Annotated in this window: 21 protein-coding genes and 1 tRNA gene; 12 read left to right on the forward strand and 10 right to left on the reverse strand. The window is 62.7% G+C overall.

Annotation, left to right across the window (positions count from 1 at the left end; genetic code table 11):
* Positions 1-16 precede the first annotated feature (16 nt).
* From F8N82_RS02905 to F8N82_RS02915, 3 genes are all read right to left on the reverse strand, one after another.
* Positions 17-970 (reverse strand): FecR family protein, encoded by a 954-nt coding sequence (locus tag F8N82_RS02905; protein ID WP_038999001.1) that lies wholly within the window; start codon positions 968-970, stop codon positions 17-19.
* Positions 967-1506 (reverse strand): RNA polymerase sigma factor, encoded by a 540-nt coding sequence (locus F8N82_RS02910; RefSeq protein ID WP_038999002.1) that lies wholly within the window; start codon positions 1504-1506, stop codon positions 967-969. The genes F8N82_RS02905 and F8N82_RS02910 overlap by 4 nt, the downstream gene beginning before the upstream one ends.
* A gap of 86 nt (positions 1507-1592) precedes the next feature.
* The gene (locus F8N82_RS02915; RefSeq protein WP_038999004.1) at positions 1593-2615 is read right to left on the reverse strand and encodes a DUF4917 family protein; all 1023 of its coding nucleotides are present in this window, start codon (positions 2613-2615) and stop codon (positions 1593-1595) included.
* Positions 2616-2726: 111 nt separating this feature from the next.
* Between F8N82_RS02915 and F8N82_RS02920 the strand changes: the two genes are divergently transcribed.
* The 6 genes from F8N82_RS02920 to fes all read left to right on the forward strand — a co-directional run bounded on the left by F8N82_RS02920 (position 2727) and on the right by fes (position 10170).
* Complete coding sequence (locus F8N82_RS02920) at positions 2727-3797, forward strand: glycerophosphodiester phosphodiesterase (RefSeq protein ID WP_038999006.1); 1071 nt, start codon at positions 2727-2729, stop codon at positions 3795-3797.
* Positions 3798-3866: 69 nt separating this feature from the next.
* Complete coding sequence (locus F8N82_RS02925) at positions 3867-4505, forward strand: LysE family translocator (protein ID WP_038999007.1); 639 nt, start codon at positions 3867-3869, stop codon at positions 4503-4505.
* Between the two features lie 77 nt (positions 4506-4582).
* Complete coding sequence (locus F8N82_RS02930) at positions 4583-5122, forward strand: RNA polymerase sigma factor (RefSeq protein WP_038999008.1); 540 nt, start codon at positions 4583-4585, stop codon at positions 5120-5122.
* Positions 5115-6083: a FecR family protein gene (locus tag F8N82_RS02935; RefSeq protein ID WP_038999009.1), complete on the forward strand. Its 969-nt coding sequence runs from the start codon at positions 5115-5117 to the stop codon at positions 6081-6083. Before F8N82_RS02930 ends, F8N82_RS02935 begins: the two co-directional genes overlap by 8 nt.
* Positions 6084-6152: 69 nt before the next feature.
* On the forward strand, positions 6153-8567 hold the full coding sequence (locus tag F8N82_RS02940) for a TonB-dependent receptor (protein ID WP_095162225.1): 2415 nt from the start codon (positions 6153-6155) through the stop codon (positions 8565-8567).
* A 7-nt stretch (positions 8568-8574) separates the two neighbouring features.
* Positions 8575-10170 carry an enterochelin esterase gene (fes, locus tag F8N82_RS02945; protein ID WP_224793714.1) on the forward strand — a complete coding sequence of 532 codons (1596 nt, stop codon included), beginning with the start codon at positions 8575-8577 and terminating at the stop codon, positions 10168-10170.
* Positions 10171-10197: 27 nt separating this feature from the next.
* Here fes and F8N82_RS02950 read toward each other — a convergent pair whose 3' ends face one another.
* Positions 10198-11940: a SulP family inorganic anion transporter gene (locus tag F8N82_RS02950; protein ID WP_052251635.1), complete on the reverse strand. Its 1743-nt coding sequence runs from the start codon at positions 11938-11940 to the stop codon at positions 10198-10200.
* A 148-nt stretch (positions 11941-12088) separates the two neighbouring features.
* Between F8N82_RS02950 and F8N82_RS02955 the strand changes: the two genes are divergently transcribed.
* Positions 12089-12493 (forward strand): DUF2388 domain-containing protein, encoded by a 405-nt coding sequence (locus F8N82_RS02955; protein WP_052251636.1) that lies wholly within the window; start codon positions 12089-12091, stop codon positions 12491-12493.
* A 58-nt stretch (positions 12494-12551) separates the two neighbouring features.
* Here the strand turns inward: F8N82_RS02955 and F8N82_RS02960 are convergent.
* The 5 genes from F8N82_RS02960 to F8N82_RS02980 all read right to left on the reverse strand — a co-directional run bounded on the left by F8N82_RS02960 (position 12552) and on the right by F8N82_RS02980 (position 16419).
* Positions 12552-12625, reverse strand: a tRNA-Gly gene (locus F8N82_RS02960).
* A 157-nt stretch (positions 12626-12782) separates the two neighbouring features.
* Positions 12783-13667 carry an alpha/beta fold hydrolase gene (locus F8N82_RS02965; RefSeq protein ID WP_038999013.1) on the reverse strand — a complete coding sequence of 295 codons (885 nt, stop codon included), beginning with the start codon at positions 13665-13667 and terminating at the stop codon, positions 12783-12785.
* A 323-nt stretch (positions 13668-13990) separates the two neighbouring features.
* Positions 13991-14683 (reverse strand): pseudouridine synthase, encoded by a 693-nt coding sequence (locus tag F8N82_RS02970; RefSeq protein ID WP_038999015.1) that lies wholly within the window; start codon positions 14681-14683, stop codon positions 13991-13993.
* Between the two features lie 27 nt (positions 14684-14710).
* Entirely contained in the window at positions 14711-14932 is a 222-nt protein-coding gene (locus F8N82_RS02975) for a cysteine-rich CWC family protein (protein ID WP_038999016.1), read from the reverse strand.
* An 8-nt stretch (positions 14933-14940) separates the two neighbouring features.
* The gene (locus F8N82_RS02980; protein ID WP_038999017.1) at positions 14941-16419 is read right to left on the reverse strand and encodes a sensor domain-containing diguanylate cyclase; all 1479 of its coding nucleotides are present in this window, start codon (positions 16417-16419) and stop codon (positions 14941-14943) included.
* Between the two features lie 213 nt (positions 16420-16632).
* Here F8N82_RS02980 and F8N82_RS02985 point away from each other — a divergent pair, with 213 nt between their 5' ends.
* A complete protein-coding gene (locus tag F8N82_RS02985; RefSeq protein ID WP_052251637.1) occupies positions 16633-16986 on the forward strand; it encodes a hypothetical protein in 354 nt (117 codons plus the stop codon).
* 8 nt (positions 16987-16994) lie between these two features.
* On the opposite strand, the gene F8N82_RS02990 is transcribed toward F8N82_RS02985, so the two are convergent.
* Positions 16995-18104 (reverse strand): enoyl-CoA hydratase/isomerase family protein, encoded by a 1110-nt coding sequence (locus F8N82_RS02990; protein ID WP_038999018.1) that lies wholly within the window; start codon positions 18102-18104, stop codon positions 16995-16997.
* A gap of 126 nt (positions 18105-18230) precedes the next feature.
* Here F8N82_RS02990 and ung point away from each other — a divergent pair, with 126 nt between their 5' ends.
* The 4 genes from ung (at position 18231) to F8N82_RS03010 (ending at position 25338) form a co-directional block, all read left to right on the forward strand.
* A complete protein-coding gene (ung, locus tag F8N82_RS02995) occupies positions 18231-18923 on the forward strand; it encodes a uracil-DNA glycosylase (RefSeq protein WP_038999019.1) in 693 nt (230 codons plus the stop codon).
* Between the two features lie 104 nt (positions 18924-19027).
* Positions 19028-20953, forward strand: coding sequence for a hypothetical protein (locus tag F8N82_RS03000; RefSeq protein ID WP_150776765.1), 1926 nt, complete (start codon positions 19028-19030; stop codon positions 20951-20953).
* A 96-nt stretch (positions 20954-21049) separates the two neighbouring features.
* Positions 21050-23032 (forward strand): hypothetical protein, encoded by a 1983-nt coding sequence (locus F8N82_RS03005; RefSeq protein WP_038999022.1) that lies wholly within the window; start codon positions 21050-21052, stop codon positions 23030-23032.
* 197 nt (positions 23033-23229) lie between these two features.
* Positions 23230-25338 carry an autotransporter outer membrane beta-barrel domain-containing protein gene (locus F8N82_RS03010; RefSeq protein WP_150776764.1) on the forward strand — a complete coding sequence of 703 codons (2109 nt, stop codon included), beginning with the start codon at positions 23230-23232 and terminating at the stop codon, positions 25336-25338.
* Positions 25339-25340: the final 2 nt, after the last annotated feature.

Here is a 25340-nt window from a genome sequence, read left to right on the forward strand (position 1 = left end):
GAAAAATATTCTCAAATTAGCGTTTGCGTTCGATCCGCAGGCGGCCGTCGGTCAGGTTCACGGCCGTGATCGGCAGCAGCGCCGGCAGGGCATTGAGCAGGGCGTCGGGGTCATTGACGTCGAGATTGCCCGAAATCTTGTAGCGTCCCAGTGAGGGATCGGCGAGCAGCACCGGGGCCGAGCGGTACAGCGCCAGCTCGTCGATCAGGCTGGCCAGTTGGCGATTGCGAAAACTCACGTGGCCGCTGCGCCAGTCGGCAATTTCCGTGGGGCTGAGGTTCTGCACGTCGAGGCTGCCGCGGGCCAGGTCGTAGATGGCACGCTGGCCGGCGCTTAACAGCAGCGGCGGGCGATTCTCGCCGGGGGTTTCCAGGGCCACCTGGCCGTGGGTGACGCTGACGACCAGCTCCTGCTGACCGCGGCGCAGGTCGAAACCGGTGCCGACCACCCGTACCCGGGCGTTGCCGGCATCGACGAACAGTGGCCGCTCCTTGTCGGCGGCCACCTCGATGTACAACTGGCCCTGGTCGAGGCGAATCAGTCGGCGCTCGTTGTCAAAACTCAGGCTCAGCCGAGTGCGGGCGTTGACGTCCAGCTGGCTGCCATCGGGCAGGGCCAGGTGTTGCGGGCGTTCGCTCTGCACCGCCAGTTGCTGCTGATGGTGGCGGCTCGGCAAGCCGAGGTTGGCCGCCAGCACGGCGCACACCAGCCCGGCGGCGATGGCCAGTGCCGGGCGCCAGCGCAGCGGTTTGCGGCTGGGCAGGGCGACCGGCTTGTTCAGGCTCTTGAGCGCGGCCAGGTCATCCCAGAGCTGTTCGAACTGGGCATAGGCACGAGCGTGCTCGGGGTTTTGCAGCCACTGGGCGAAGACCTTGCGCGATTCACGCGAGCGGTCGTTGCGGTTACGGGTAAACCAGCTGGCCGCCTGGGCATCGATGCTGCGCTTATCGATTTCAGGAGTGGGGGTCATTCTGGCTGCTCCATGCCGTTGTCACTGTCCAGGCGTTGCTTGCAATGCAGCAGGGCCGCGGCGATGTGCTTTTCCACCATGCTTACGGAAATGCCCATGCGTTCGCTGATCTGCGCCTGCGTCAAACCTTCAAAGCGGTGCAGCATAAGGGCTTCGCGGCGGCGCGGCGAGAGTTCGGCGAGGACAAGTTTCAATTGCTCCAGGCGTTGTTGCTGCTGGGCATGCTTGAGCGGGTCGCTGGCGGTGTCGGCTGGCGTCTGTTCGCCGGCCTGGGCGTCTTCGTCGAGCACGCTGTGGCGCACCTTTTGCCGGCGCCAATGATCACTGAGCAGGTTGCGCGCCATCTGGAACAGGAACGCTCGTGGTTGCTCGACCCGCGCCCGATCACGATACCCCAGCCACTGGGTGAACACGTCCTGAGTCATGTCTGCCGCATCGTTGGCATTGTCCATGCGCTTGCGCAAAAAATGCAGGATATCGGCATAGAACCCGCGACAGGTTTCGTGGGCAATGGGATCGGGTTTGGGGCGCGGCATGCAAGCTTTCCAGGACGGACCGGAGAGAAAGGTTGCGAATGGTATCGAGAATAATTGTTATTTACCATGCCTGTTTTTGTCGCCTGTCAGCGCCGCTTGCGGATTGGTACCGGCACCGGGACTTCCAGCCCGGGCGTTCCCAGCGGGTGGCTGCTGGCGTCGAAAAAGTGCAGTGACAGGTCAGGTATATCGGCAAAGCGCTGCACATAGTGCTGCTTCTGGCTGATGATCGAGGCGTCGCTCAATGGCCGGATGGCGATGGTCAGGTGCGCCGGGCGCGCCTGCTTGATCGCCTCCAGCAGATGGCGGTCGGTGCTGTCCAGGTGCTGGCCGAAAATGCACAGGCCACCCTGATGGCCCGCCAGTTCACCGAGTGCCCAACTGAGGTAGTCGGAACTGCGAATGGCCTTGAGCTTGTCGTCGCTGCTGCTTTCGTTGACGAACAGCGGCACGTCGCCCGGGGTGTTGACGGCAAAGCCATCGAGCAGCTGGCCGTCGGTGGCGCTGCGCTGGCGGGTGCTGCCGTCCTGTTGCTTGAGCAGGTGCAGGCCGCCGTGCAGGTACAGCAAACGCGTGCCCGGGCTGCGGGTGCGGCGGATATCGAAGTCGCCGTCTTCATCGAACAGCTGCTGAAAACCTTCCGGCGCCTGGCTGGCGGCCCAGTGACAGATCAGGTCGTAGTTGCTCGAGTAGACGCTCTGGTAGTTGCCCAGCTCGCGGTTGAGCAACTGCAAGGTCTGGCTCGGCAGCATGCGCCAGGGAATGTGCACGCTGCGTATGGCGTGGATCAACGCTTCCTTGATCGCGTAGTAGCGGTTCAGCGGCGCCGAAGCGCTGATCGCCAGCGCGGCGTTGATCCGTACCGTGGTGTTCAGGGCGCTGAGCACCGGCTCGAACAACTCGCTGCCCAGTGACTTGAACAGCGCCTGGTCGCTCAGGTTCAGCGGTTTGTGCCGTACCCGCTGGGCTTGTTCGAACAGCGAGAAGTAGGTAAACGGCCGCCACAGCGCCCGGCTGGCGCCATTGCCCAGCAGCAGGCCGCTGCACGGGTGACGGGCGTTCAGGTCTGGCCAGTGGTGGAGGCTGGCGTCGAGGTTGGCGTGGGGCATCGGGCATCTCTGTGGCGGGGCAGGCAATCGCCGCGACTTTAGCATGCAACCGATCTGTCATCAGCGTTGGCGACTATGCTGGATTCGCTGTGCAGAAAAGGAAGGCTGAAGATGTTCAACGCAGTTCGACGTGTATGTTGCCTGGCGCTGTTGCCGCTGGCGGGGTTTGCCGAGGCTGGGCCGGGCAGTGAGTTGGCCAGGGCGCAGGGCATTGCCTACCCGGCAGTGATCGCCCATCGCGGCGCTTCTTATGATGCGCCGGAGTCCACGGCACCTGCCTACCGGCTGGCGCGGGAGCTCGGTGCCGATTACCTGGAGCTCGACCTGCAGCGCTCCAGCGACGGCGTACTGGTTGCCGTGCATGACGACAACCTGCTGCGTACCAGTGATGTGGCCGAGCGTTTTCCCGAGCGCAAAAGCAGCCCGGTCAGCGCCTTCACCCTCGCCGAGCTGAAATCGCTGGATGTCGGCAGCTGGTTCAACAAGGCCTACCCCGAGCGCGCCCGGGCAAGCTACAAGGGCTTGAAAATCCAGACCCTCGATGAAGTCATGGACATCGCCACGGCTAATTCGCAGCTGCAACCCGGCTTGTACATCGAAACCAAGGTGCCGAGCCTGTTTCCCGGCATCGAAGCTGATCTGAACAAAGCCCTGCAGGCCCGTGGCTGGCTCGACCGGCCGGGCAGGGTGGTACTGCAGAGTTTTGACCGCAACAGCCTGGCACTGCTGCACCGGCACATGCCCCAGGTGCCCAAGGTGCTGTTGCTGTGGGTCGGCAAGGGCAGCATCGAGCCTGCCTCGCAGCAGACCTTTGCCGAGTCGGGTGAAACGGACAAGGCCGCGTTCTATGCCCGTCAGCAACCCAGGGACAAGGCCGAGTTCGAGCGCTGGCTGGAGTACGCCAAGGCCGATGGCGCTATTGGCACCGGGCCTTCGGCGGCACTGGCCGAGGGTGGCGCCCAGAGTTACGCCGACCTGGTGCAGCCGTGGATGAACCAGCTGACTCACGCCAAAGGCCTGCTGGTGCACGTGTACACCGTCGATGAACCGGTGGATTTTCGCCAGGTGCTGGACGCCGGCGTGGACGGCATCTTCAGCAACCGCAGCGGCCAGTTGCTGAGCTATCTGGGCCGGCCCAGTGCCCGCAGCGAGGCACAGATCCTGCGTGCCGAGGGTTACTGACAGGCTGGCTGGCGCTGCGCGGCTGCCGTAGACTTCGCGCCTTGCACGGACTTTCAGGACACTGCCCCGATGACCTTTTCGCTGCTGCTCGCGGTAATCGCTTCCGGTTTTATCTACGGTATTACCCCGGGGCCCGGTGTGCTGGCGGTGCTCGGCATCGGCGCCACCCGCGGGCGCCGCGCCGGTGCGGGGTTTCTCTGCGGGCACTTGCTCGGTGATGTGCTGTGGTGCAGTACCGCGCTGGTGGCGATCGTCGGTGCCCGGCAAATCGGCAGTTCGGTGTTCGACATTCTCGGCCTGATCAGCGGCCTGTACCTGTTCTGGCTGGGCATGCGTGCCTTGCGCAGCCGTCCGGGCAATGGCGAGGGGCAGCAGGGGCCAGTGCGCAAGCCGTTCTGGCATGGCGTGGTGTTTGGCCTGACCAACCCCAAGGCTTACCCGGTGGCGGTGGCGACGTTCACCGCCTTGCTGTCGAGTCGTGCCGAAGCGCTGGACTGGTCGATGTTGCCGGTACTGATCATCCTGAGTTTTGTCGGCGGCTTGCTGGCCTACGTCATCCTCATCGGTGTGGTGGGCGCCCGCCACGTGCGTACCCTGTACACCCGCTACGAACTTTGGATCACCCGCGCCTGCGGGGTGATGTTCATCGGCTTTGCCGTCAATGCCCTGGCCCACGCCTTGCCTGGCCTGTTGCCGCGTAACAGCTGAGGACTGGCAGAAGGTTGCACAGGTATGTGAGAATGATATGAATTCCTATTCATGTCCTTCTCCCACGCCGGACCTTCATGACTTCGCTCTCCACGCCCTGGACCGCTGCAGCTCCGGCCTTGCAGGCGGTCGTCCACGATCTGCTGGCCAACTACAGCGACTTGCGCCGCTACCTCTGTGGGCGCCTGCGCAACCCGGATGATGCCGCCGACATTGCCCAGTCAAGCTTTGCCCAGGCCTACGCCCACGCTTTGAATGCCCCGGTGGTCAATGCCCGGGCCTTGCTGTTCCAGGCCGCGCGCAACCTGTGCATCGATCAGTACCGGCGGCGCAGCAACGAGTTGGCAGCGCTGGAAGACTGGCTGACCCGGGCTGATGTACTGAGCCCCAGCGTTGAAGACATCATCATCGCCCGCGAGCAGTTACAGCAACTGATCGAGCGGATCGAGCGCATGCCGCGCCTGCGCCGCGAGGTGTTCGTGCGCGTGCGCCTGCACGGCCAGCCCCATCGCCAGGTGTGCGCCGAGCTTGAGCTGTCGGCCAAGGCTGTGGAGCTGCACATCGCCCGGGCAGTGTTCGATTTGTCCGAGCTGAGCCTGGCGGCGCGCCATGCCTGAACTGTCGCCGGTTTCCCCGCGCAAGGTGCAGCAGGCTCTGACCTACCTGGCCGCGCTGAGCAGTGATGACCCAGAACGGGTACAGCAGGCGCGCGGCCAGCTGGAGCGTTGGCGCGGCAAAAGCAGTGAGCACGAGCGGGCCTGGCAAGAGGCCGAACAACGCTGGCAACTGGTGCACCGGCTGGCCCCGCAACTGCGTACGGCAGTGGTGCCCGAACCGGTCACTATCAGCCGTCGGCGCCTGCTGCGCCAGGGCGGCGGCTTGCTGGTGGCGGTGGCTGGGGCCAGTTGGCTGGGCTGGCTGTGGCGGCGCACACCGCAGTTCGATCGCCTGCTGCAAACCGTGCATGCCGAGCCGCCGCGCCGCGAGACCTTGCCCGATGGCAGCCAGTTACTGCTGGCCGCCGAAACCAGCCTGCGCATCGAGTACAGCAACGGCCTGCGCCAGGTGCGCCTGCTGCAGGGCAACGTTTACTTTGATGTGGCGCGCGAGCGCTTGCGGCCGTTTCTGATCAGCACCCGCCTGGGCGAGGTTCAGGTGCTGGGCACGGCCTTCAGCGTCAGCGATCGTGGCGGCGAGATTCAGGTGGCGGTGGCCCGCGGGCGGGTCGAGGTGCGTGGCTTGCATGAAGGCTCGCAGGTACTGCAGGCCGGTGAACGCATCAGCCTCGATGCCCAGGGCCGTTTGCTTACGCTCAAGGCCGAACCGCATGCCGCACCCGACGTGGAGCATTGGCAGCGTGGCTGGTGGTCGTTTACCGATGCGCCGCTGGCCGAGGTGATCGCCGAGGTCAACGCCTATGCCCTGCAACCGGTAACCCTGAGCGCTGATGCCGCCCAGTTGCACCTGACCGGTAGCTTCCCCAGTGGCCAGCCGGAAATGCTCCTGCAAACGCTGCCGAAAATCCTCCCGGTGAACATGGTTCAGCACGGACAACAGCGCACCCTGCAACTGCGCTGAAAAAGTTTTGAGGGGTAACGGCGATGTGGCCCGTCTTCATCGCTGAACCCACCTCTGCAAGGACAGATCATGTCGCTTCCCCATGCCCGCCCGGCACACCCTGTGGCTTTCCCCGGTACCCTGCGTCGGTTGGCGCTGGCCTGTGCCCTGGGCAGCGCCAGCCTGTTGCCGTTGACTGCGGTCAATGCCGCCGCCCTGGCTGCCGATGCGCAAGCCTTGAGCCTGAACCTGCCGGGCCAGCCGCTGGAAGCTGCGGTGCATGCCCTGGCGCGCGAAGCCGGGGTGGCGATTGCCGCCGACAGCCAGTTGCTGGCTGGCCGCAGCGCCCCGGCCTTGCAGGGTGAGTTCACCTTGCAGCAGGCCTTGCAGCGCTTGCTGGCCAACAGCGGCCTGGTCGCCAGCGAAGAGAACGGCGTGATCATCCTGCGCAGCCTCAACAGCGACGGCGCCCTGACCCTTGGCGAGCTGAACATCAACGCCAGCAGCAACCCCAGCGGCGTTCCCGAGGCCTACAGCGGTGGCCAGGTCGCCCGCGGCGCACGGCTGGGCATGCTGGGCAATCGCGATGTGATGGAAACACCGTTCAACGTCACCTCCTACACCGCCCAGCATATGGAAAACCAGCAGAGCGGCACGGTTGGTGCGGTGCTGCGCAACGACCCGTCGATCCGCTTCAGCACCGGCGAAGGCCACGCCTACGAAAACTTCATGATCCGTGGCTACTCTCTCGACTCCACCGAGCTTGCGCTGAACGGCCTGTATGGCCTGGCCCCGGACGGTCACGTGCCGACCGAGTTCCTTGAGCGGGTCGAAGTGCTCAAGGGTCCTGGCGCCTTGCTCAACGGCATGGCGCCCAACGGCGGCGTCGGCGGGGTGATCAACCTGGTGCCCAAGCGCGCCGGCGAAGCGCCGCTGACCCGCCTGACCAGCAGCTACGTATCTGACGGTTACGTTACTGAACACATCGACCTGAGCCGTCGTCTGGGCGACGAGCAGCGCTTTGGCATCCGCTTCAACGGTGTATACGGCAGCGGCGAAACCGGTGTCGACCGGCAGTCCAAGGACCGCACCCTGGCATCCCTGGGCATGGACTATCGCGGCGATGGCTGGAAGCTTGAGCTGGACGCCTACGAGACCCACGAAAAGCTCGATGACGGCAGCCCGATGATGGCCGGCTTCAGCAAGCTCGGCCATGTCACCAAGGCGCCGAAACCCGACACCAACATCCTCGACGGCATCTCGGCCAAGCAGATCAGCAAGGCCGTGGTTCTACGCGGCGAATACGACCTCAACGATGACTGGACTGCCTACGCCAGCGTCGGCAGCGCCCGTACCCGCTACAAGGGGTTCCTCAATGGCACCCGGGTGATCGTCACTGGCGCCAACGGTGATGCCAGCGGCGAGACCTACAACCAGGCCGGCTACACTCACAGCCTGTCCACCGAAGCCGGGGTGCGCGGCAACTTCGTCACCGGCCCGGTCAACCACCAGGTGGTGTTGAGCACGACCTTGCTGCATCAGGACATCGGCCGCGCCGCCACCGTGACCAGCAAGAAATACGTGACCAATATCTATCACCCAGGCAAACCGGTCATTGCCGGTGATATCGGTTCCAGCGACAAGACCGGCGACAACACCCTGTCCAGCTTTGCCGTTGCCGACACCCTGGGCTTTATCGATGACAAGGTACTGCTGACCCTCGGCGTGCGCTCGCAACGGGTGCGGCAGAAGATGAGCAACCCGGCCTACGACGAGCGCGCCCTGACCCCGGCTTTGGGCCTGGTGCTCAAGCCCTGGGACGCGCCGGTGTCGCTGTACGCCAACTACATCGAGGGCCTGACCCAGGGCGGCATGGTCACCGACCTTGCCGCCAACAACTACGGCGAGCAGTTCGCCCCGTACAAGGCCAAGCAGATGGAGGCCGGGGTCAAGTGGGACCTGGGCGACTTCACCCATACCCTCAGCGTGTTCCAGATCGAGAAGCCGAGCATGCTCCTCGACCGTGCCAGCAACCGTTATACCGATGATGGCGAGCAACGTAACCGTGGCGTGGAATGGAATATGTTCGGCTCGTTGACGCCGAGCGTGCGCCTGCTCGGTGGCGTCACCTACACCCGTGCCGAACTGACCCGCACCGCCGGTGGCACCTTCGACGGCAACACCGCCCGTGGTGTGCCGGCCTGGTCGGCCAACCTCGGCGCCGAGTGGGACACCCCCTGGATCGAGGGCCTGACCCTGACCGCGCTGGGTATCCACAGCAGCTCGCAGTACCTCGATAGCGCCAACGACCTGAAGATCCCGCAGTGGACCCGCTACGACCTCGGTGGCCGCTACAGCACGCGCATCCTCAGCAAGGATGTGGTGCTGCGCGCAAGCCTTGAGAACGTCGAGAACCGTGCCTATTGGGCCGGGGTGTTCAACGACGGTTACGCCACGGTCAGCGAGCCGCGCACGCTGAAACTCTCCGCCAGCATCGATTTCTGAGGTGACCATGCAGACCTTCAATCAATGGCGCTGGGCCCTGGCGCTAGCCCTGTGCGTGAGTGGCGGCGCGATGGCTGGCAGCGACACTATCCTGCAACCGGGGCAAACCGTCAGCGCCAGCTTTGCCCAAGGGCAGCAACCGATCTGGGCCTTGCAGCTCAGGGGCGGCGACCTGGTCCAGGGGCGGCTGCAGGGCGATGCCAGCCTGCGCTTGCTCGATGCCCAGGGCCGACCGGTGCGGTTGCTGATCGATGGCCAGGACCAGCCGCGCGAGTTCATCTTCATCGCCGAGCGCGATGGCGCCTACGGCCTGCGTGCCGAGGCGCTGGCCAGCCGCCCGCAAGCCACTTTCGCGCTAAGCCTGAAGCAGGTGATTTCAGCCAGCGAGCAGAAGCGCACCGCTGCCCCGTTGCAGAGCTCGACTCTGCGTGGGTTGCAGCAACAGCTGGCTCAGGGTGCAACGACCGAAGCGTTCTGGAAGGCGCGTCAGCAACAGGGCACGCCCATGGTCGAAACCGTGGCGGAGCAACCGGGCATGGCCCTGGTGACCTTCCTCTGGCGTGGTGCGCGGCATAACGTGCGGGTGTTCGGCGCGCCCTCGGGCAATCACGATGAGCTGCAACGCCTGGGCGACAGTGACGTGTGGTTTCGCAGCTATCTGCTGCCTGCCTCTGCACGCCTGAGCTACCAGATGGCTCCGGACGTGCCGGCGTCCGATGATCGGCGGATGATCCTCGCCAGCACCCGGCGCGATCCGCTCAACCCCAACCGCTTCGCCGATGGCAGCGGCGATCCGTTTCTGTCGCGCTCTCGCCTGGAGCTGCCCGCCGCACCTGCGCAGCCCTGGGTTGCCGAGCGTCCGGGCATTGCCCGTGGCAGCCTGGAGCGCAAGGTGTTGAGCAGCAAGTTACTGGGCAACGAGCGTGAGGTTTACCTGTACCGCCCGGCGCAGTGGCAGGCGGGTGCCAAGGGGCAGGGCTTGCTGGTGCTGTTCGATGCTCACGCCTACACCCGCCAGGTGCCGACCCCGACGATTCTCGACAACCTCATCGCCGATGGCCTGATCCCGCCGACTGCGGCGCTGATCATTGCCAACCCCAGCGACCTCAGCCGCCAGCAGGAACTGCCGCCCAACCCGCAGTTCGCCCGCTTCATGGCCGAAGAGCTGATGCCCTGGGCGCGCCAGCGAGGTTTGGCGGCACCAGCAGCGCGCACGGTGGTGGCGGGCTCCAGCTACGGCGGCCTGGCGTCGGCCTACCTGGGCCTCAAGCACCCGCAGTTGTTCGGCAATGTGCTGAGCATGTCCGGTTCCTACTGGTGGGGGCGCGAGGGCGAGGAGCCAGGCTGGCTTACCCGCGAGTACGTCAGGGCAGCCAAGCAGCCGCTGCGTTTCTATTTGCAGTCGGGCCTGTTCGAAGGCCCGAAAATCCTCGACACCAACCGCCATCTGCGTGATGTGCTGGTGGCCAAGGGGTATGCAGTGACGCAGGTCGAGTACCCGGCCGGGCATGATTATTTGCAGTGGCGGGGTAGCCTGCCGTGTGGCTTGATCAGTTTGATCGGCAACGTTGCGCAAGTGCCCGAGGCCTGTCAGCTCCGGTAATGGCTCGATCGCGGGGCAAGCCCGCTCCTACCCATCTGTAGGAGCGGGCTTGCCCCGCGATGCCGGTTCCATCCCCGGCACCGTTGCCCTGCGGCTGCGATTGCGCCACAACCGATAAGCCCTGATCCCCGACCGCACCGAGCCAAACAGCAAGCCGTTCTCCATTTCCCGCGCGATTCCCGAGCGCACCAGCATGCGCAAGAAGCGTCCGCGGGCCCGGGCGATGCCGAAGTAGATGCCACGGGCTTTCAAGGTATCGCGTACTTCGCGCAGGGCGGCAATGCCACTGACATCGATGGAGCTGACCGCCTCGGCATCGAACAGCACCGCGCGCGGTTGCTCTTCACGCTGCACCGCTTCGAGCAAACGCATCTTGAAGTAGTCGGCGTTGAAGAACAGGATCGCATCGTCAAAGCGATACACCACCAGCCCCTGCACCGTGCGCGCATCCTGGTGGCGGCGGATATCGACCTGGCCCTCGATACCCGGCACCCAGCCAAGCACCGCATCGGTGGGCTGGTAGATGCTGTAGAGCAAACGCAGGATCGCCAGGGTCACGGCGATGATGATGCCCGGCAGTACGCCGACGCCGAGCACGCCGACGGTGGTCAGCACGCACAGCCAGAACTCGAAGCGGCTGAGGCTGTAGATCTTTTTCAGCGACTGTATGTCGATCAGCCCCCAACCCGCCATCAGCAGCACCGCGCCCAGGGCGGCCTGGGGAATCCAGGCCATGGGCGTGGTGAAGGCCAGCAGAATCAGGGCGATGACCAGGGCGGCGATGATCCCCACCAGCTGGCTTTTGCCGCCGACCATATCATTGACGGCGGTGCGTGAGTCGGCGCCGCTGATGGCAAAGCCCTGGGACACCCCGGCGGCAATGTTGGTGACCCCGAGGGCCAGGAACTCATGGTTGGCATTGATCGCATAGCCATGGCGGGCGGCAAAGCTGCGGGCGGTGAGCATGGCGCTGCAAAAGCTCACGGTGGCGATACCCAGGGCATCACGCAGCAGGCTTTTCATTTCTTCCAGATTGGTTTGCGGCCAGGCCAGTTCCGGCATGCCGGCCGGTACCGGGCCGAGGATCGCCACGCCAAAACGGTCGAGGCCAAACACCCCGACCACCAGGGTCGCCACGGCCACCGTGACCAACGCTGCAGGCAGGCGCGGGTAGCGGCGCGGCAACCAGATCAGCAAGCCCAGCCCGGCGACGCCGATCACCAGGGTCAGCCAGTGGATTTCGCCCAGGCGCTGCAACAGGTTGATCAGGCTGAGGATGAAACCGTCGCCGTGGATCTGAAACCCCAGCACCTTGCCCAGTTGCCCGGCCAACAGGCTCAGGCCAATACCGTTGAGGTAGCCGATGAGGATCGGTCGCGAGAAAAAACTGGCAATGAACCCGGCCCGCGCCAGCCCGGCGCCGATCAGCATCAGGCCGACCAGAATGGTGACAATCACCGACAACTGCGCCAGCCGCGCCGGGTCGCCCATGGCCAGCGGCGCAATCGCCCCGGCGACCATGGCGCAGGTGGCGGCATCCGGGCCGACCATCAACTGCCGTGAACTGCCGATCAGCGCGTAGACCATCATCGGCAGGATGCACGCATACAACCCGTACTGCGGCGGCAGGCCAACGATCTGCGCATAGGCAATGGCGATAGGGATCTGGATCGCGGCCACCGACAAACCGGCCTGCAGGTCATGGCGAAACCATTCGCGGCGGTACTGCAACAGATTGGCCAGGCCAGGCAGCCAGCGGGAGAGAAACATGCACGGATCCTTTCGAGTGTTTCGCGGTGGGCTATTAAAGCGCAGCGCGCGGCGCCTGGGCAGGGCGTCAAATCAAAGACAGCGCTGTTAAGTCTGGCCCAAGCCATGGAGAATGCCGGCCGATTACAGGGACAGTGAACGGAAATCGATGGAACGCAAGATCAATAGCTGGAAAAAGCCCGCAATCCTGCTGAGCCTGGCCTGGTGCTGCACCGCCCACGGCCAGGGCGACATCTTTGGCAGCGGCGGCGACGTCAACGGCATGCTGACCCTGGGGGCCACGGTGTACGTGCCTTTCATGCTCACCGGCGCCACCACCTACGGGCCCACCATGGCTTCCGAGGCGACTTCCAGTCGCGATGGCAAGCAGGTGCTGGCGCAAGCCCGCGATGATGCGGCGGCGTTCATTGCCAGCGATGGGGCTCACCGGGGTGTATATCTGCAGTCGGCGCTGCATTGGTTGCGCAGCGAAGGGCGTGGAGCAGGTGCAACAGACCGCGAGCTGGCCCAGGGAATACTGGTGCTGGCAGCAGTTGAGGCGAAGGGGATTTAGCGAAACAGCCACCAGGGCGGTGGCCAAGGCCTCAGCTGCGCTGAAACCTGAAAGAAACTGGAGCGGGTGAAGGGAATCGAACCCTCGTTATCAGCTTGGGAAGCTGGAGTAATGCCATTATACGACACCCGCTTTCAGGGCTGACTTTGTACCAGAACTTCGCGGCGATTTGAAGCCCTATGTTGCTGCACAGCCACCTGCCGGTGGCCAGTAGCGCGAGGTCGTGCATCTTCTTGCCAGCCTTTACGGCCTTTGATGCAGGAGGCTGCGCTACCAGCGACCGTGTCGCTCAGATAGCCAGTGCATGGTGCTCCTGGGTGTAGCGGTAACGCGGGCGCGATTCCTTCAGTGCAGGTTTGAGGAAACCCAGCAGCACTTCACGGGTGTCGCGGCAGGCTGCCTTGTGTTCCATGTCGAGGAAGTGGCCGGTGGCGCGAATCTCGCGAAAGTGGCTGTTGCGCACGTGCTGTCCGAACTGGCGGGCATCCTCGGTGGTGGTGTATTCGTCCCATTCGCCATTCATGAACAGTACCGGAATGTCGATGACCCGCGCCGCCCGCAGGGCATTGCCCAGGTCGTGGTCGAGCACCTGGTTGATGTGAAAGTGCATCTGCGCGTATTCGTGGTTGTCCAGGCTGCTGACATGCCGGTAGTTGAAGCGCTTGAACAGCGACGGCAGGTGCTTGCCGATGGTGTCGTTGACCAGGTTGCCGACCCGGTAGCGATCGCAGGCGCTCAGGTACTGGCAGCCGCGTTCGAGGTAGTCGCGCATCGGTTCGTTGATCACCGGCGAGAACGAGCTGACCACCGCTTTTTCGATGCGCCGCGGCTTGTGCGCCAGGGCCAGCAGGGTGCAGGCGCCGCCCCAGGAGAAGGACATGAGGTGATCGGCGCCAAAGTGGTCGATCAGTTCCAGGAGAATCTGCCCTTCGGTTTCCTTGGTCAGCAAATGCTCGTTGCGATTGTGCGGTTTGGACTTGCCGGCGTAGGGCTGGTCGTACAGCACCACGTTGAATTGCGGGTGCAGGTTGCGCACCGTCTGGGCAAAGGAGGCCGTCGTGGCCAGCGAGCCATTGATCAGGATGATCGTCTTCTCAGCGGCGTCTGCGCGATAGAACTCCGTGTAAACCCGATACTGACCTTGTATATCAAGCACAGCGATTTCTGGCCTCATGTCGTCGACTCCTGGCGCAAAAAAGGGTGTTCGCACATGCAAGGATGCGCGTTCTTTATGACAGGTAGGCATACGCCTTGAAGTGAAGCTGAGGGCCCTGGTCGATCCGCGAGGCACGTTGGTCGACCGGTATTGTTCTAGGAGGGCAATCTGCCGGACGCCGGTGCTTCGTGGCACTGGTCGCTGGCAAAAAGGTGTCTTGGACTACGGGTGTGACCGGTGAGTCACATGCAGACCGACGATTGGATTCAAGCAGGCACCCGGCCAACCCGCAAGTGCCGTTGAGACATTTGACGAAAATTTTCCGCCAGGCGGTCGCAGGTTCAGATCGCCTGGATTTCTTCCGGGCAGAGCGCGCGGTACTGGCCTGGTTGCAGGTTTGCGTCCAGTTGCAGCGGGCCCATGCATTCGCGGTGCAGGCGCACGACCTTGTTGTCGAAGTGGCCGAACATGCGCTTGACCTGGTGGTAGCGGCCCTCGACGATGCTCAGGCGGGCGCTGCGCGGGCCCAGCAGGGTCAGTTCGGCAGGCTGGGTGGTGAGGTCTTCGAAGGCGAAGTAGAAACCCTGGCGGAACTTGTCGATGTAGTGTTCGCCGATTTCCTGCTCGGTCTGGACGTAGTAGACCTTGGGCAGTTTGGTCTGCGGCTGGGTCAGGCGCCGCGACCACAAGCCATCGTTGGTCAGCAGCATCAGCCCGGTGGTGTTGAAGTCCAGGCGCCCGGCAATGTGCAGATCGTCGCGGTCGGGCTCGTCGATCAGCTCGATCACCGTGGGGTGCTGCGGGTCCTGGGTGGCACTCACACAGCCCTGGGGCTTGTGCAGCATCAGGTAGCGCAGCGGGCGTCCGGCCTGCAGCAGTTGCTCGTCGACCTCGATGCGGCTGAATTCGCGCACCTCCAGGCGCGGATCGCTGACGCACTGGCCATCCACGCGTACGCGCCGCTCGACCAGCAGCAGGCGGACTTGCTGGCGGCTGAAGCAGGGCAGGTTGCTGAGGAATCGATCGAGACGCATACAAAACCAGGTACAGGGCGCGACAGTTTAACCGGCGGGTGTGGCCTTGGCTGCCTGCAATTGCGCCTCGACCTCGGCGCAACGCGGGCACAGGCAGGCCTTGTCGCGCAGCTCGGCGGGCAGGGCTTCGAGCACCTTGGGGTCAATGCTCACGCCGTAGCACCAGCACGCCTGGGCGGCCGTGCGCGGGTCGGCCAGGCTGCAGTCGTTGCTGGCGCCACAGGCGGGGCAGCGGCGGGTGTCATTCATGGTTACGGCTATTCATGGTCAGGTCGGGGCATCTCGCTACAGACGCGGTTGCGTCCACTCTGTTTGGCCCGGTAAAGGGCATGATCGGCACGGGCGATCAGGCTGTGCAGGGTATCGTCGGCCTGCAGGTTGCTCAAGCCAATGCTGGCGGTCAGGTGGATCGGCTGCCCGGCATAGGTAAAGGCCAGGGCCGCGGTCTTGCTGCGAATCTTCTCGGCCACCGCCAGGGCGCTCTGGCTGTCGGTGTCCTTGAGCAGCACGATGAATTCCTCACCGCCCCAGCGGCAGATGATATCAGCATGACGCAGGCACTCTTGCAGCACCTGGGCGAACTGGCGCAGCACTTCGTCGCCGGCCAGATGGCCATGGGTGTCGTTGAGCGCCTTGAAGTGGTCGAGGTCGATCAGCAGGGCGATCAGCGGCTTGGGTTCGCGCTGGGCTTCTTGCAGGGCTTGCGCGGCCAGCAGGTCGAAGCCACGGCGGTTGGGCAGGCCGGTCAGGCTGTCGAGTGTGGCGAGGGCTTCGATGTTGTCCTGGTGGCGCTTGACCATGGCATTGAGCAGCGACAGCACCACCAGGGTGATCATCGCGCAGATCGCCAGGTTCAGGTACAGCGATTGGCGAATGGCGTCCATGGCGCCGTCTTCGCGCTTGTCGACGAACAGGTACCAGTTCAGCTCCGGCACCAGGCGCACGTTGAGAAAATGGCTGTGGCCGTCGCTGCTGCTGTATTCGTGGCTGCCACTGAGCGGTTGGGGCATGTGCCCGAACCCGTCCAGTTCGGCCAGGGGCTGCCCGGTCCTGGCGCCATGAGGCCCGCCGTTCGAACCGGTCAGCACGACGCGCCCTTGCGGGTCGACGAAGAATACCTGGCGCTGGTAGCGCTGCTGGTAGTCGTCGATCAGGCGGATCACCGCTTCGACGGTCAGGCCGATACCGGCAACACCAATGAACTTGCCGTCGTAGTCGAACACCCGGTAGTTGATGAACACCGTGAGGCGGTCCTGATTGGCCATGTCGAAGTCGACGTTGATCTCGTAGGGCGTGTTCATTTTCAGCACCCGCTGGTACCAGGCATCGCGCGGCGCTTGCGGGTCGATCTTCTTCAATACGCCCTTGGTCTGGTAGTAAATACCGGTGTTGCTGGAAACGAAGAACGCCGTGTAGGCGTGGTACTGGCGCATGATCTCGGCCAGGTAGCGGGTGACCTGGGCGGTGTCGCGCTCGCCGCCCAGGGCCCAGTCGCGCAGGAAGGTGTCGTGGGCCATCATCGATGAGATCAGGATCGGTCGTACCAGGTCCTTCTGGATTTCCGAATAGACCGTATCGGAGGTCAGCGGCAGCTCGGTATTGACGATGTTGTCGCGGATCGAACTGCGTGAGGCGAAGTAGCTGAGCAGGGAGGTCGCCAAAAAGCCGCAGGCGAGCAATAGCAGTAATGTCAGGATCAGCGAGCGCTGCGAAAACAGGGCGGAACGAGGCGGCATGACATTCCCGGTCTGTGGGCCAATGGCCTTCATTCTAGTGGTGTGACGGAAAAATAACTTTACGATTTTTAAGGGTATCGGCCTTGTTTCAATTTATTGCAGCAATGGCACCGGAGCTGTTTTTGACAGTCTTATTCAATGTCGATGAACACTTGCCGATCGACGCCGACCAGCGCCGCTGGGATGGGCAGTTTCGCGGTCCAGGAGGCCGCCATGTATCGCCGACTTTTGCTGATTGTAGTGCTGGGTTTGCTGACAACCGCCTGTGTCCCCTATGGAGGTAACGGTTACTACCGCACTGAGGTCTACACCGCCGATCGCTATGGCTATCCGGGTTACTACCGGCCGTCCTATCCCTACAGCCGCGGCTACTACGTAGCGCCACCACCGCGTTACTATGCACCGCCACCGCATTACTACCGCCCGGCGCCCCATGGCTACTACCGGGAAACGCCGCATAACTATTACAAGCCTTACCCGGGCCGCGGCTACGACCGCTACCGCCAGGGCTCGTCACGCCACGAGCGCAACCGTGACGGCTGGCCGGATCGCAACTGGCGCCGCTGAAGCGTCGTTCAGGCCAGGTCTGCCAACGGGTGACGACCTTCCCACGCTTTGCTGAAATGCGCATCGACCACCGCTGTTGGCACCTGGGCAATATCTGCCCAGTGCCAGCGCGGCTTTTGGTCCTTGTCGATCAGCCGCGCGCGTACCCCTTCGCTAAATTCCGGATGCTGGCAGCAATTGAGGCTCATGGTGTATTCCATCTGGAACACCTGGGCCAGCGACAGGTGGCGGGCGCGCTGGATCTGCTGCCAGACCAGGTGCGCGGTCAGCGGGCAGCCTTCGAGCAGGGTCTGCGCGGCCTTGGCCAGCAGCGGGTCGGCGTGGTTGCGCCACTGGCCGATGGCGCGCCAGGCGCACACCGGGTCGGCGACATCGAGCAGCGCATCGATCTGCTGGCGCCTGGGCAACCACTGGGCTTGCGGGCGTTGCGCCTGGGCCCCGTGCTGCTGGGCCTTGAGCAGGCTGTTGAGCTGCAGGGCGGTCTGCTCCTGCCAGTTCAGTTGCAGCAGGTCGTCGAGCAGCTCTTCTTGCTGGCTCTCACCGAGCAAGCGGTCGGCCAGGCCCAGATCAAGGGCGTCGGTGGCGTTGATCGGCGCCCCGGTCAGGCCCAGGAACAAGCCCAGCTTGCCGGGCAATCGCGACAAAAACCAACTGCCGCCGACATCCGGGTAGAGGCCGATGCTGATCTCCGGCATGGCCAGTCGGCTGCTGGGGGTGACCACGCGCACATTGGCGCCCTGCAGCAGGCCCATGCCACCACCCAGCACATGGCCATGGCCCCAGCAGATCAGCGGTTTGGGGTAGGTATGCAGGCGGTAGTCGAAGCGGTATTCGGCGGCAAAGAACTGCGCCGCCAGGGGCGGTACCCGGCCGGGATGGTCAAGGCAGGCCTGGGCCAGGCTGCGCACCTCGCCACCGGCGCAGAAGGCCTTGGCACCACTGCCGCGCAGCAACACACAGACGATGTCCGGGTCATCGGCCCAGGCCTTGAGCTGTTCGTCGAGCACCTCGATCATCGGCAGCGACAAGGCATTGAGGGTTTGCGGCGCATTGAGGGTGGCGACGCCGATGCGGGCGCCATCGACGCCGGTGAGTTCTTCGCACTGTACAGCAGCCATGGGCGACCTCTCGTTTGATCCGCACAAGTATGGTCGCTGCTGGCGATTTCGGCGGTCGCCGGTCGGATCGATTGACAAGCGCAGGCAGCTTTCCTAGTGTCGCGCCATTGTTTTACGGACCCGACCATGACTGACGACGATCGCATCAAACTTGAACCGAGCTGGAAAGAGGCCCTGCGCGCCGAATTCGACCAACCCTACATGCACCAGCTGCGCGAGTTCCTCCGTGAGGAGCACGCTGCCGGCAAAGAGATCTACCCGCCAGGCCCGCTGATTTTCAACGCCCTCAACTCCACGCCGCTGGACCAGGTCAAGGTGGTGATTCTCGGCCAGGACCCGTACCACGGCCCGGGCCAGGCCCATGGCCTGTGCTTCTCGGTGCAACCAGGGGTCGCGACGCCGCCGTCGCTGGTGAATATCTACAAAGAGTTGCAGCGTGACCTGAACATCGAGATGCCCAAGCACGGCTGCCTGCAGTCCTGGGCCGAGCAGGGCGTATTGCTGCTCAACACCACCATGACCGTCGAGCGCGCCAATGCCGCCTCCCACGCCAACAAGGGCTGGCAGTTCTTCACCGACCGCATCATCGAAGTGGTCAGCGAACACCAGCCCAACAGCGTGTTCCTGCTCTGGGGCGCCCATGCCCAGGGCAAGCAGAAGCTGATCGATGCCACCAAGCACCTGGTGCTCAAGTCGGTGCACCCATCGCCGTTGTCGGCCTACCGGGGCTTTCTCGGTTGCGGTCATTTCAGCCAGGCCAACCGCTTCCTTGAACAGCGCGGGCTGACCCCGATCGACTGGCGCTTGCCGCCGGCTTAATGCTGGGTACCTAGCATTTTTGTCAGTTTCGCCCGGCAAAAATAGGGCATTAAATAACCTCCCTGTACGTAACGCCAGGCAACCCCTGGCCAGGGAGGGGTTTCATGTCCAGGTTCACTCCATCACCGCTTGAGCAGAGCGCATCCTCTACACCGCCCCAAACGGGTAATCACAAAGCGCCCGTGGTCTGGGCGGCCATGGAGCTTGAACCGGATGATCAAGACCATCACCTGATTCACAAGGACGACCGGGTCCAGGATCTGCAGGTGACCATCGATGAAATCTGGCCTTATCATGAGGGCTTTGACGACGATATCACCCGTGTCGATCTGCTCTGGGATGGTTTGCGGGTAGATGGACAAACGCTGGTTTGGCCCTACGACAAAGACGAGGTCATTCCGCTGAGTCTTCACGTACCGCAGATCTACCTGGGCACCCCGGGCGCTCACCGGGTCAGTTACCGTATCGACATGGGCAACCCCGCGCTGTCCTATGAGGTCCTGCTAAACATTGACCAGACCGCACCCAACTTTGGCGAGGCAGGTACCAGGCCTGAGCCGGTTCCGCCCATCGGGCCGGAGGGCTTGAACGAGGACTACCTGGCCGCACACCAGGGCGTGAACATTCGGCTCGCGCCATGGGGCGACCTGCGCCTGGGCGATACGGTGCGCCTGTACTGGCGCAGCTTTTCCCGCGTGGACGATCCGCTGGAGGCCGTGGACGAGTTCGTGGTCCGTGACCGGGCCGCACCTGTCGAACTCAGGGTGCCCGCCGACTCCATTCGCAACAGTGGCGATGGTTTGCGTTACCTGTGTTACGACTGGGAGGACCGTAGCGCCAATCGCGGGCCCATTTCCCATGTCAACGAAATCAACGTCGAACTGGACGGCTCGCCGAGCCCTTTGCCACTGCCTGAGGTCGATCCTGCAGGGCTGGTCGACCTGGCCCGGGCGCGTACTGGCGTCACGCTGATCATCAATGAAATCGTCGACGCCCGGCCTGGCGATCGGGTGGTCGGCTATTGGCGCGGGTTGCCGGTTGGCGATGTCGTACTGGTCGCCCCTTTGCTGTGGCCGCTTGACTTCCCGGTAAGGTGGGAAGTGCTGACAGCCGCAGGCTTTGTCGAACGCAACGATCCGGTGCATTACACCTGGCGCTCCAGACCATCGCCTAGCCTGTCGGTGGCGCTGAACCTGACGGTGGCGGGGCCCGATCCGCAAACCCCCGATCCGGTCAACCCAAGGCTTAACGTCGTGGTGGTCAAGGGCCGCACTAACGATGACGAGCTCGGTGCCGAGGATGTCGATCACGATGCCCGGGTGGAGCTGGTGCTGTACGCCAATCCGCAGCAGGGGCAGGTGCTGCAGCTTTACTGGGGGAGTCGTGTCGAGCCTGCAGCGACCTATCTGATTGGAGCTGACGACCGCGGCGGTGCAACCATCCCATTCATCGTGCCCTGGGCCATTATCAACGATGTTGGCAGCAATCCCGAGCTGCCTGTTTATTACAGCACTTTCAACGGGATCAACACCCAGCACTCTCCGACCAAACTGGTCGATGTGCAGCTTCGGATTATTGAAAATCTACAACCGGTCAGTTTCCCTGGCGCTGCGTCAGGGGAGTGGATCAATTGCTCGCACAAACCCTGGGAAAACGGAGTGACTGTCAGGGTGCCGGGGGATTCCGAGCGACTGGGTGAAGGAGATCGGGTCACGGTCTTCTGGCAGGCCTATCGGACCCAAATAGGGGTGGACCCGATTGAAGGCACGGAAGGTGAGTTTGGTCATCTCTTGAGTGCTGAGGATGCCCAGGATGGTTTTGACATTGTCGTAGTGCCTTACGAGCGGCATATCCAGGCCGCTGCGCGGGTACCCGCGCGCACGGGAGGGGCGATTGTCAGCTATCGGCTGGTCAAAGCGGCAGCGAACGGGGGAGGGGTTGGCAACTCGTCAAACAAGCTGGTACGGCTGTCGGTCCGCGAACCGGCTAGCGAAGTCTATTGCGACAACGGCGACCCGATCGAGTCCTGATTTTTTCGAGTAGGTAAAGGCAGGTGCGTTTTGTAACACGGCATCCAGCAGAGCGCCGTCGCTGGGTTTATCTGATGTTTGCAAGAGTAGACAATCATGACTAAGCAGGAAGTTTTGCCCAAGACCAGCAAGAAGCCCAAAGTTGCGGACAAGCCAGCCACCAAGCAGGCGACGGCCGCTGTAAGTTCATCCACTGCGGCCCCGCGCCGGCGCCCTTCAAAGCGCAACCTGAATGCCTCGCTTCCCGCGCCTGGCGCTGATCCTATTCAGCCTGACGGACTGATTTTGACCAGGGATCTGCCGAACGGCTTGACGCTGATGATCAGCGAGTACCAGCTTCAGGGCTTCAGCGAATTTGATGAAATTACCATTTATGTGAATGATACTGCGCAGATCGAAGGCATACAGATTCCCGCTGATCATCCGCCTGGAACCTTTCCAGTTTATCAAGCGTTGAGTCGAGAGCAACTCGGTGGCGACGGTGTCCGACACATTACCTTTACCGTAAAAAACGATAACATTGCCGAGTCACTGCCCCGACGTGTAATTGTCGATACACTCGATCCGGCCCTCAATAACCCACCGCCTAAACCGCTGCTGCCAGAAGACCTGGCCGGCATTGAGATCACACCGCAGTACCTGGCCGATCACGGTGATGTACTGACACTGGATGTGCCGCGCTATCCCGACCCCAAGCCAGGCGATCGCTGGGCCCTGTACCTGTGGTCGCAAAGTTCGGCACAGAAAGTCGGTAACGTGGTGGGGGATGACAGTGGCGGGAGAGCTTACTTCACTATCGAGGTTACCACGGAGGAATTGCAGACATTGTCACCGGGTTATGTCGAGTTATGGATCAAGGTGACCGACCGAGCCGGTAACGAGAGCCAGTTCTCCAATCCGCAAGGCATGGTCCTGTCGCTTGAGCCAGGACCGGCTGACCTGGAGCCGCCGGTGGTGCCCGATGCCCCGATTGACCTGCAAGAAGCACGAAATAGGGTTCTTGTTGAAGTGCCAGCGTACACAAACTGGCGATCTGGCGATATGGTCCATGTTTACTGGGGTGAAACGGTAATCGGCGCATTCACAACCAACGACCTGGATGTTTGGCCTTTACCGGCTTATGCCCGCTTTGAAATCGTTGACCAGCCCGAACCCTATACGGCCAAGGTTAAGTACATTGTTACTCGCGGCCGTACCTATCCCTCACTGGTCGCAGAGGTCGAGGTCGACACGAGCAGGGTCGGCCCGCCCAACCCGGATGACCCCGAGCCGGTCAACCCGAATCTGGAACCTGCGCTGCTGATCGGCCCGGTCAGCGGCCTTGAGAACGAGCTGACGCCTGAAGACAAGGACGAAGACGTCACCGTCACCGTACAAGTCTATGACCCGGTCAATCCCGGTGAAGTCATCCGTCTGTTCTATGGCCCTGAGGCGAAACTGGTTGATACCCGGGTCATAGACGATGAGGAAGCTGGTTCCGACATTGAAATGACCATCAGCGCTGCTGATGTTATTGAGGTCGGTAACGGTTTGGAGCAGCCATTGTTCTACCGCATCTACAAGAATGAAACTGCCACGAACTTTCAGGAGTCAGGGCCTACGCTGGTGCGCGCTGTCATTGTGCAACTGGCAGACCTGGCATTGCCTGTTATCACAGGCGTTCCTATCCCGCCTGACAGTATACCCCGTGTTACGTGTGACCACGCACCGTGGAATGGACTGACCGTACTGGTCAGCGATCCGAACAAGTTGCAGTTGGGTGATAATGTCACTGTACATTGGAGCATGTATCCATTGAGAGGCTCTGATCCAGTTGAGGGCACTGTCGTTTCGCTGCCAGGTGAAGTTTCCGGCCAAAATCATATTGATTTTGGCCTGCCGATTTCGGTGCTCTGGAGTTACATGCAGCCGGCACCTCCCCTGGCAGAGATCCGCGTTCGCTGGAGCGTGATCCGCGATGGTATTCCTGTCGGGGAATCTGAGGAGCGGCTGTATCACTACAGTACGGTGGTGGGAACGATTACTTGCGTGCCCTCTTTTGCGAAACGTCGTAAGCCTGTACGAGTAGGAAAGTTGTAAAGTGAACAACGGCCGGTGGCATTGCTGCCGGCCATTGTTTAAACGCGATGCGCTGTAGAATTACCTGATTGTTATTGTGGAATATTCCTACATAGTCTTACGGAGTACCTCTGTACGCTGCAAGCCTGAAAACGGAGCCTTGTTGTGTCAGCTCTGTTTTTCATTCTGACTAACAGCGTTCGAGAGTGTGACTCATCATGTCCCGTATTTATTTGTCTTCTGCTCCGTTTTCCCGTGTGCTGCCTTTTATCCTGGCCGCCCCTCTGAGCATGTCCGCCAGTCAACTGATGGCAGACACCAGCAACAAGACGCTCTATCAGCTGATAGGGCAAACCCTTACCGTCAATGACAAAGAGCAAGCCACCACCAGGCAGGCAATTTCCTTGGGTCGCTACATCGATGGCCGGTATCGCGGCTCCAACCTGACCCTGAACAACACCCGGCTTACTGCCATCACCGGCGGCGCCAGCCTTACCGCCTTCAGCCAGCTTAACCTGGCCAACCAGTCGCATTTGATCGCGACCGGGGCTAACAGCATTGGTGTGCGCAGCTATGGTGGCCGGGTCTTCGCGGCTGATCAAAGCGTTATCCAGGGCGGGCTCAACGGTGCGTTCCTGGCCCATGAAACGCTGGGCTTCGAGCCGAACAGTGAAATCCCCGAACTGCACCTGATGAGCGGCGCCAAAGTGATTGGCGAGCGCGGCGCGGCGGTGGTGGTCGATGCTCGTACCCAGGCAAAAATCACCGTCAGCGACGGCTCGCAGCTGATTGGCGGCAATGGCAACATGCTGGAAATAAAGCAGGGTTCGACTGCCGATGTTCAGGTTACGCGTAGCGCGCTGAGCGGCAACATTCAAGTAGACAGTGGCAGTGGTGTGACCCTGGCGATGTCTGACTCGCAGCTCAACGGTGACATTCTGGTTGCCGCTGATGGCAAGGCCGATGTGCAGTTGCAGCATGGCTCGCAACTGGTCGGGCGCCTGGGCAATGTTTCCAGCCTGAGCGCCGATGCCGGCAGCCAGTGGACCCTGACCGGCAACAGCCAGGTCGGCGAGCTGGCATTGAGCGGCGCAACCGTCAGCTTCGGCAGCGCAGAGCAGTTCTACCGCCTGGACGTCAACGAACTGTTGGGCAACGGCACCTTCCAGATGGCCGCCGACTTCGCCAGCGGCGAAGGCGACCGCCTGAATGTCAGCGGCCAGGCCAACGGCGAATTCGGCCTGGCGATCAAGGCCAGCGGTCATGAGCTTGATCCTGTGGACCGGGTTACCGTCGTCACAACCGGTGGTGGTGATGCCGAGTTCAGCCTGGTGAACGGTCCTGTGGATTTTGGGGCGTTTTCCTACGACCTGGTCAAGGAAGGTAACGACTGGCACCTGGACACCGAGAAGAAGGTCATCAGCCCTGGCACCCGTTCGGTCCTGGCGCTGTTCAACACCGCCCCGACCGTGTGGTACGGCGAGCTGTCGTCGCTGCGCACCCGCATGGGCGAGCTGCGCTACAACGAAGGTAAAAGCGGCGCCTGGGGCCGGGCTTATGGCAGCAAGTACAACGTTGCCGAGTCGTCTGGCACCGCCTACAAGCAAACCCAGCAAGGCTTCACCCTGGGTGCCGATGCGCAGTTGGGCGACAGCCAGTGGCTGGTGGGTGTGCTGGCCGGTCATAGCAAGTCGGACCTGGACCTGAGCCGCGGTACCACCGGTACCGTCGACAGTTACTACGCCGGTGCCTACACCACCTGGCTCGACCAGGACAGCGGTTACTACTTCGACGCGGTGGCCAAGGTCAACCGCTTCGACAACAAGTCCAAGGTGGCGATGAGCGACGGTAGCCAGGCCAAAGGCGACTACAAAACCAATGGCGTGGGGGCCTCGGCCGAATTCGGTCGCCACATCAAGCTTGATGACGGCTACTTCGTTGAGCCCTTCGCCCAAGTGTCGGCGGTAAGCATCCAGGGCGCGTCCTACGACCTGGACAGCGGTCTGAAGGCTGAGGGCGACCGGACCCTGTCGGTACTAGGTAAGGCCGGTGCCACGGTGGGTCGCAACTTTGACCTGGGCGAGGGCCGTTTTGTCCAGCCGTACCTGCGCGCTGCCGCAGTGCATGAGTTCGCCAAGCACAACAAGGTCAAGGTCAACGACAACGTGTTCAACAATGACCTGTCCGGTTCGCGTGCCGAGGTCGGTGCCGGTATCGCCGTGTCGCTGTCCGAGCGCCTGCAGCTGCATGCCGATATCGACTACAGCAACGGCGACAAGATCGAGAAGCCGTTCGGTGCCAACGTCGGGGTGCGCTTCACCTGGTAGGA

Origin of the sequence: Pseudomonas fluorescens (genome assembly GCF_902497775.2) — a bacterium.
Classification (GTDB): Bacteria; Pseudomonadota; Gammaproteobacteria; order Pseudomonadales; family Pseudomonadaceae; genus Aquipseudomonas; species Aquipseudomonas putida_F.

What these genes read in the sequence shown, in the direction of transcription:
- F8N82_RS02905 (WP_038999001.1), bottom strand. Translation starts at nt 970, where the DNA reads ATGACCCCCACTCCTGAAATCGATAAGCGCAGCATCGATGCCCAGGCG.
- F8N82_RS02910 (WP_038999002.1), bottom strand. Translation starts at nt 1,506, where the DNA reads ATGCCGCGCCCCAAACCCGATCCCATTGCCCACGAAACCTGTCGCGGG.
- F8N82_RS02915 (WP_038999004.1), bottom strand. Translation starts at nt 2,615, where the DNA reads ATGCCCCACGCCAACCTCGACGCCAGCCTCCACCACTGGCCAGACCTG.
- F8N82_RS02920 (WP_038999006.1), top strand. Translation starts at nt 2,727, where the DNA reads ATGTTCAACGCAGTTCGACGTGTATGTTGCCTGGCGCTGTTGCCGCTG.
- F8N82_RS02925 (WP_038999007.1), top strand. Translation starts at nt 3,867, where the DNA reads ATGACCTTTTCGCTGCTGCTCGCGGTAATCGCTTCCGGTTTTATCTAC.
- F8N82_RS02930 (WP_038999008.1), top strand. Translation starts at nt 4,583, where the DNA reads ATGACTTCGCTCTCCACGCCCTGGACCGCTGCAGCTCCGGCCTTGCAG.
- F8N82_RS02935 (WP_038999009.1), top strand. Translation starts at nt 5,115, where the DNA reads ATGCCTGAACTGTCGCCGGTTTCCCCGCGCAAGGTGCAGCAGGCTCTG.
- F8N82_RS02940 (WP_095162225.1), top strand. Translation starts at nt 6,153, where the DNA reads ATGTCGCTTCCCCATGCCCGCCCGGCACACCCTGTGGCTTTCCCCGGT.
- fes (WP_224793714.1), top strand. Translation starts at nt 8,575, where the DNA reads ATGCAGACCTTCAATCAATGGCGCTGGGCCCTGGCGCTAGCCCTGTGC.
- F8N82_RS02950 (WP_052251635.1), bottom strand. Translation starts at nt 11,940, where the DNA reads ATGTTTCTCTCCCGCTGGCTGCCTGGCCTGGCCAATCTGTTGCAGTAC.
- F8N82_RS02955 (WP_052251636.1), top strand. Translation starts at nt 12,089, where the DNA reads ATGGAACGCAAGATCAATAGCTGGAAAAAGCCCGCAATCCTGCTGAGC.
- F8N82_RS02965 (WP_038999013.1), bottom strand. Translation starts at nt 13,667, where the DNA reads ATGAGGCCAGAAATCGCTGTGCTTGATATACAAGGTCAGTATCGGGTT.
- F8N82_RS02970 (WP_038999015.1), bottom strand. Translation starts at nt 14,683, where the DNA reads ATGCGTCTCGATCGATTCCTCAGCAACCTGCCCTGCTTCAGCCGCCAG.
- F8N82_RS02975 (WP_038999016.1), bottom strand. Translation starts at nt 14,932, where the DNA reads ATGAATGACACCCGCCGCTGCCCCGCCTGTGGCGCCAGCAACGACTGC.
- F8N82_RS02980 (WP_038999017.1), bottom strand. Translation starts at nt 16,419, where the DNA reads ATGCCGCCTCGTTCCGCCCTGTTTTCGCAGCGCTCGCTGATCCTGACA.
- F8N82_RS02985 (WP_052251637.1), top strand. Translation starts at nt 16,633, where the DNA reads ATGTATCGCCGACTTTTGCTGATTGTAGTGCTGGGTTTGCTGACAACC.
- F8N82_RS02990 (WP_038999018.1), bottom strand. Translation starts at nt 18,104, where the DNA reads ATGGCTGCTGTACAGTGCGAAGAACTCACCGGCGTCGATGGCGCCCGC.
- ung (WP_038999019.1), top strand. Translation starts at nt 18,231, where the DNA reads ATGACTGACGACGATCGCATCAAACTTGAACCGAGCTGGAAAGAGGCC.
- F8N82_RS03000 (WP_150776765.1), top strand. Translation starts at nt 19,028, where the DNA reads ATGTCCAGGTTCACTCCATCACCGCTTGAGCAGAGCGCATCCTCTACA.
- F8N82_RS03005 (WP_038999022.1), top strand. Translation starts at nt 21,050, where the DNA reads ATGACTAAGCAGGAAGTTTTGCCCAAGACCAGCAAGAAGCCCAAAGTT.
- F8N82_RS03010 (WP_150776764.1), top strand. Translation starts at nt 23,230, where the DNA reads ATGTCCCGTATTTATTTGTCTTCTGCTCCGTTTTCCCGTGTGCTGCCT.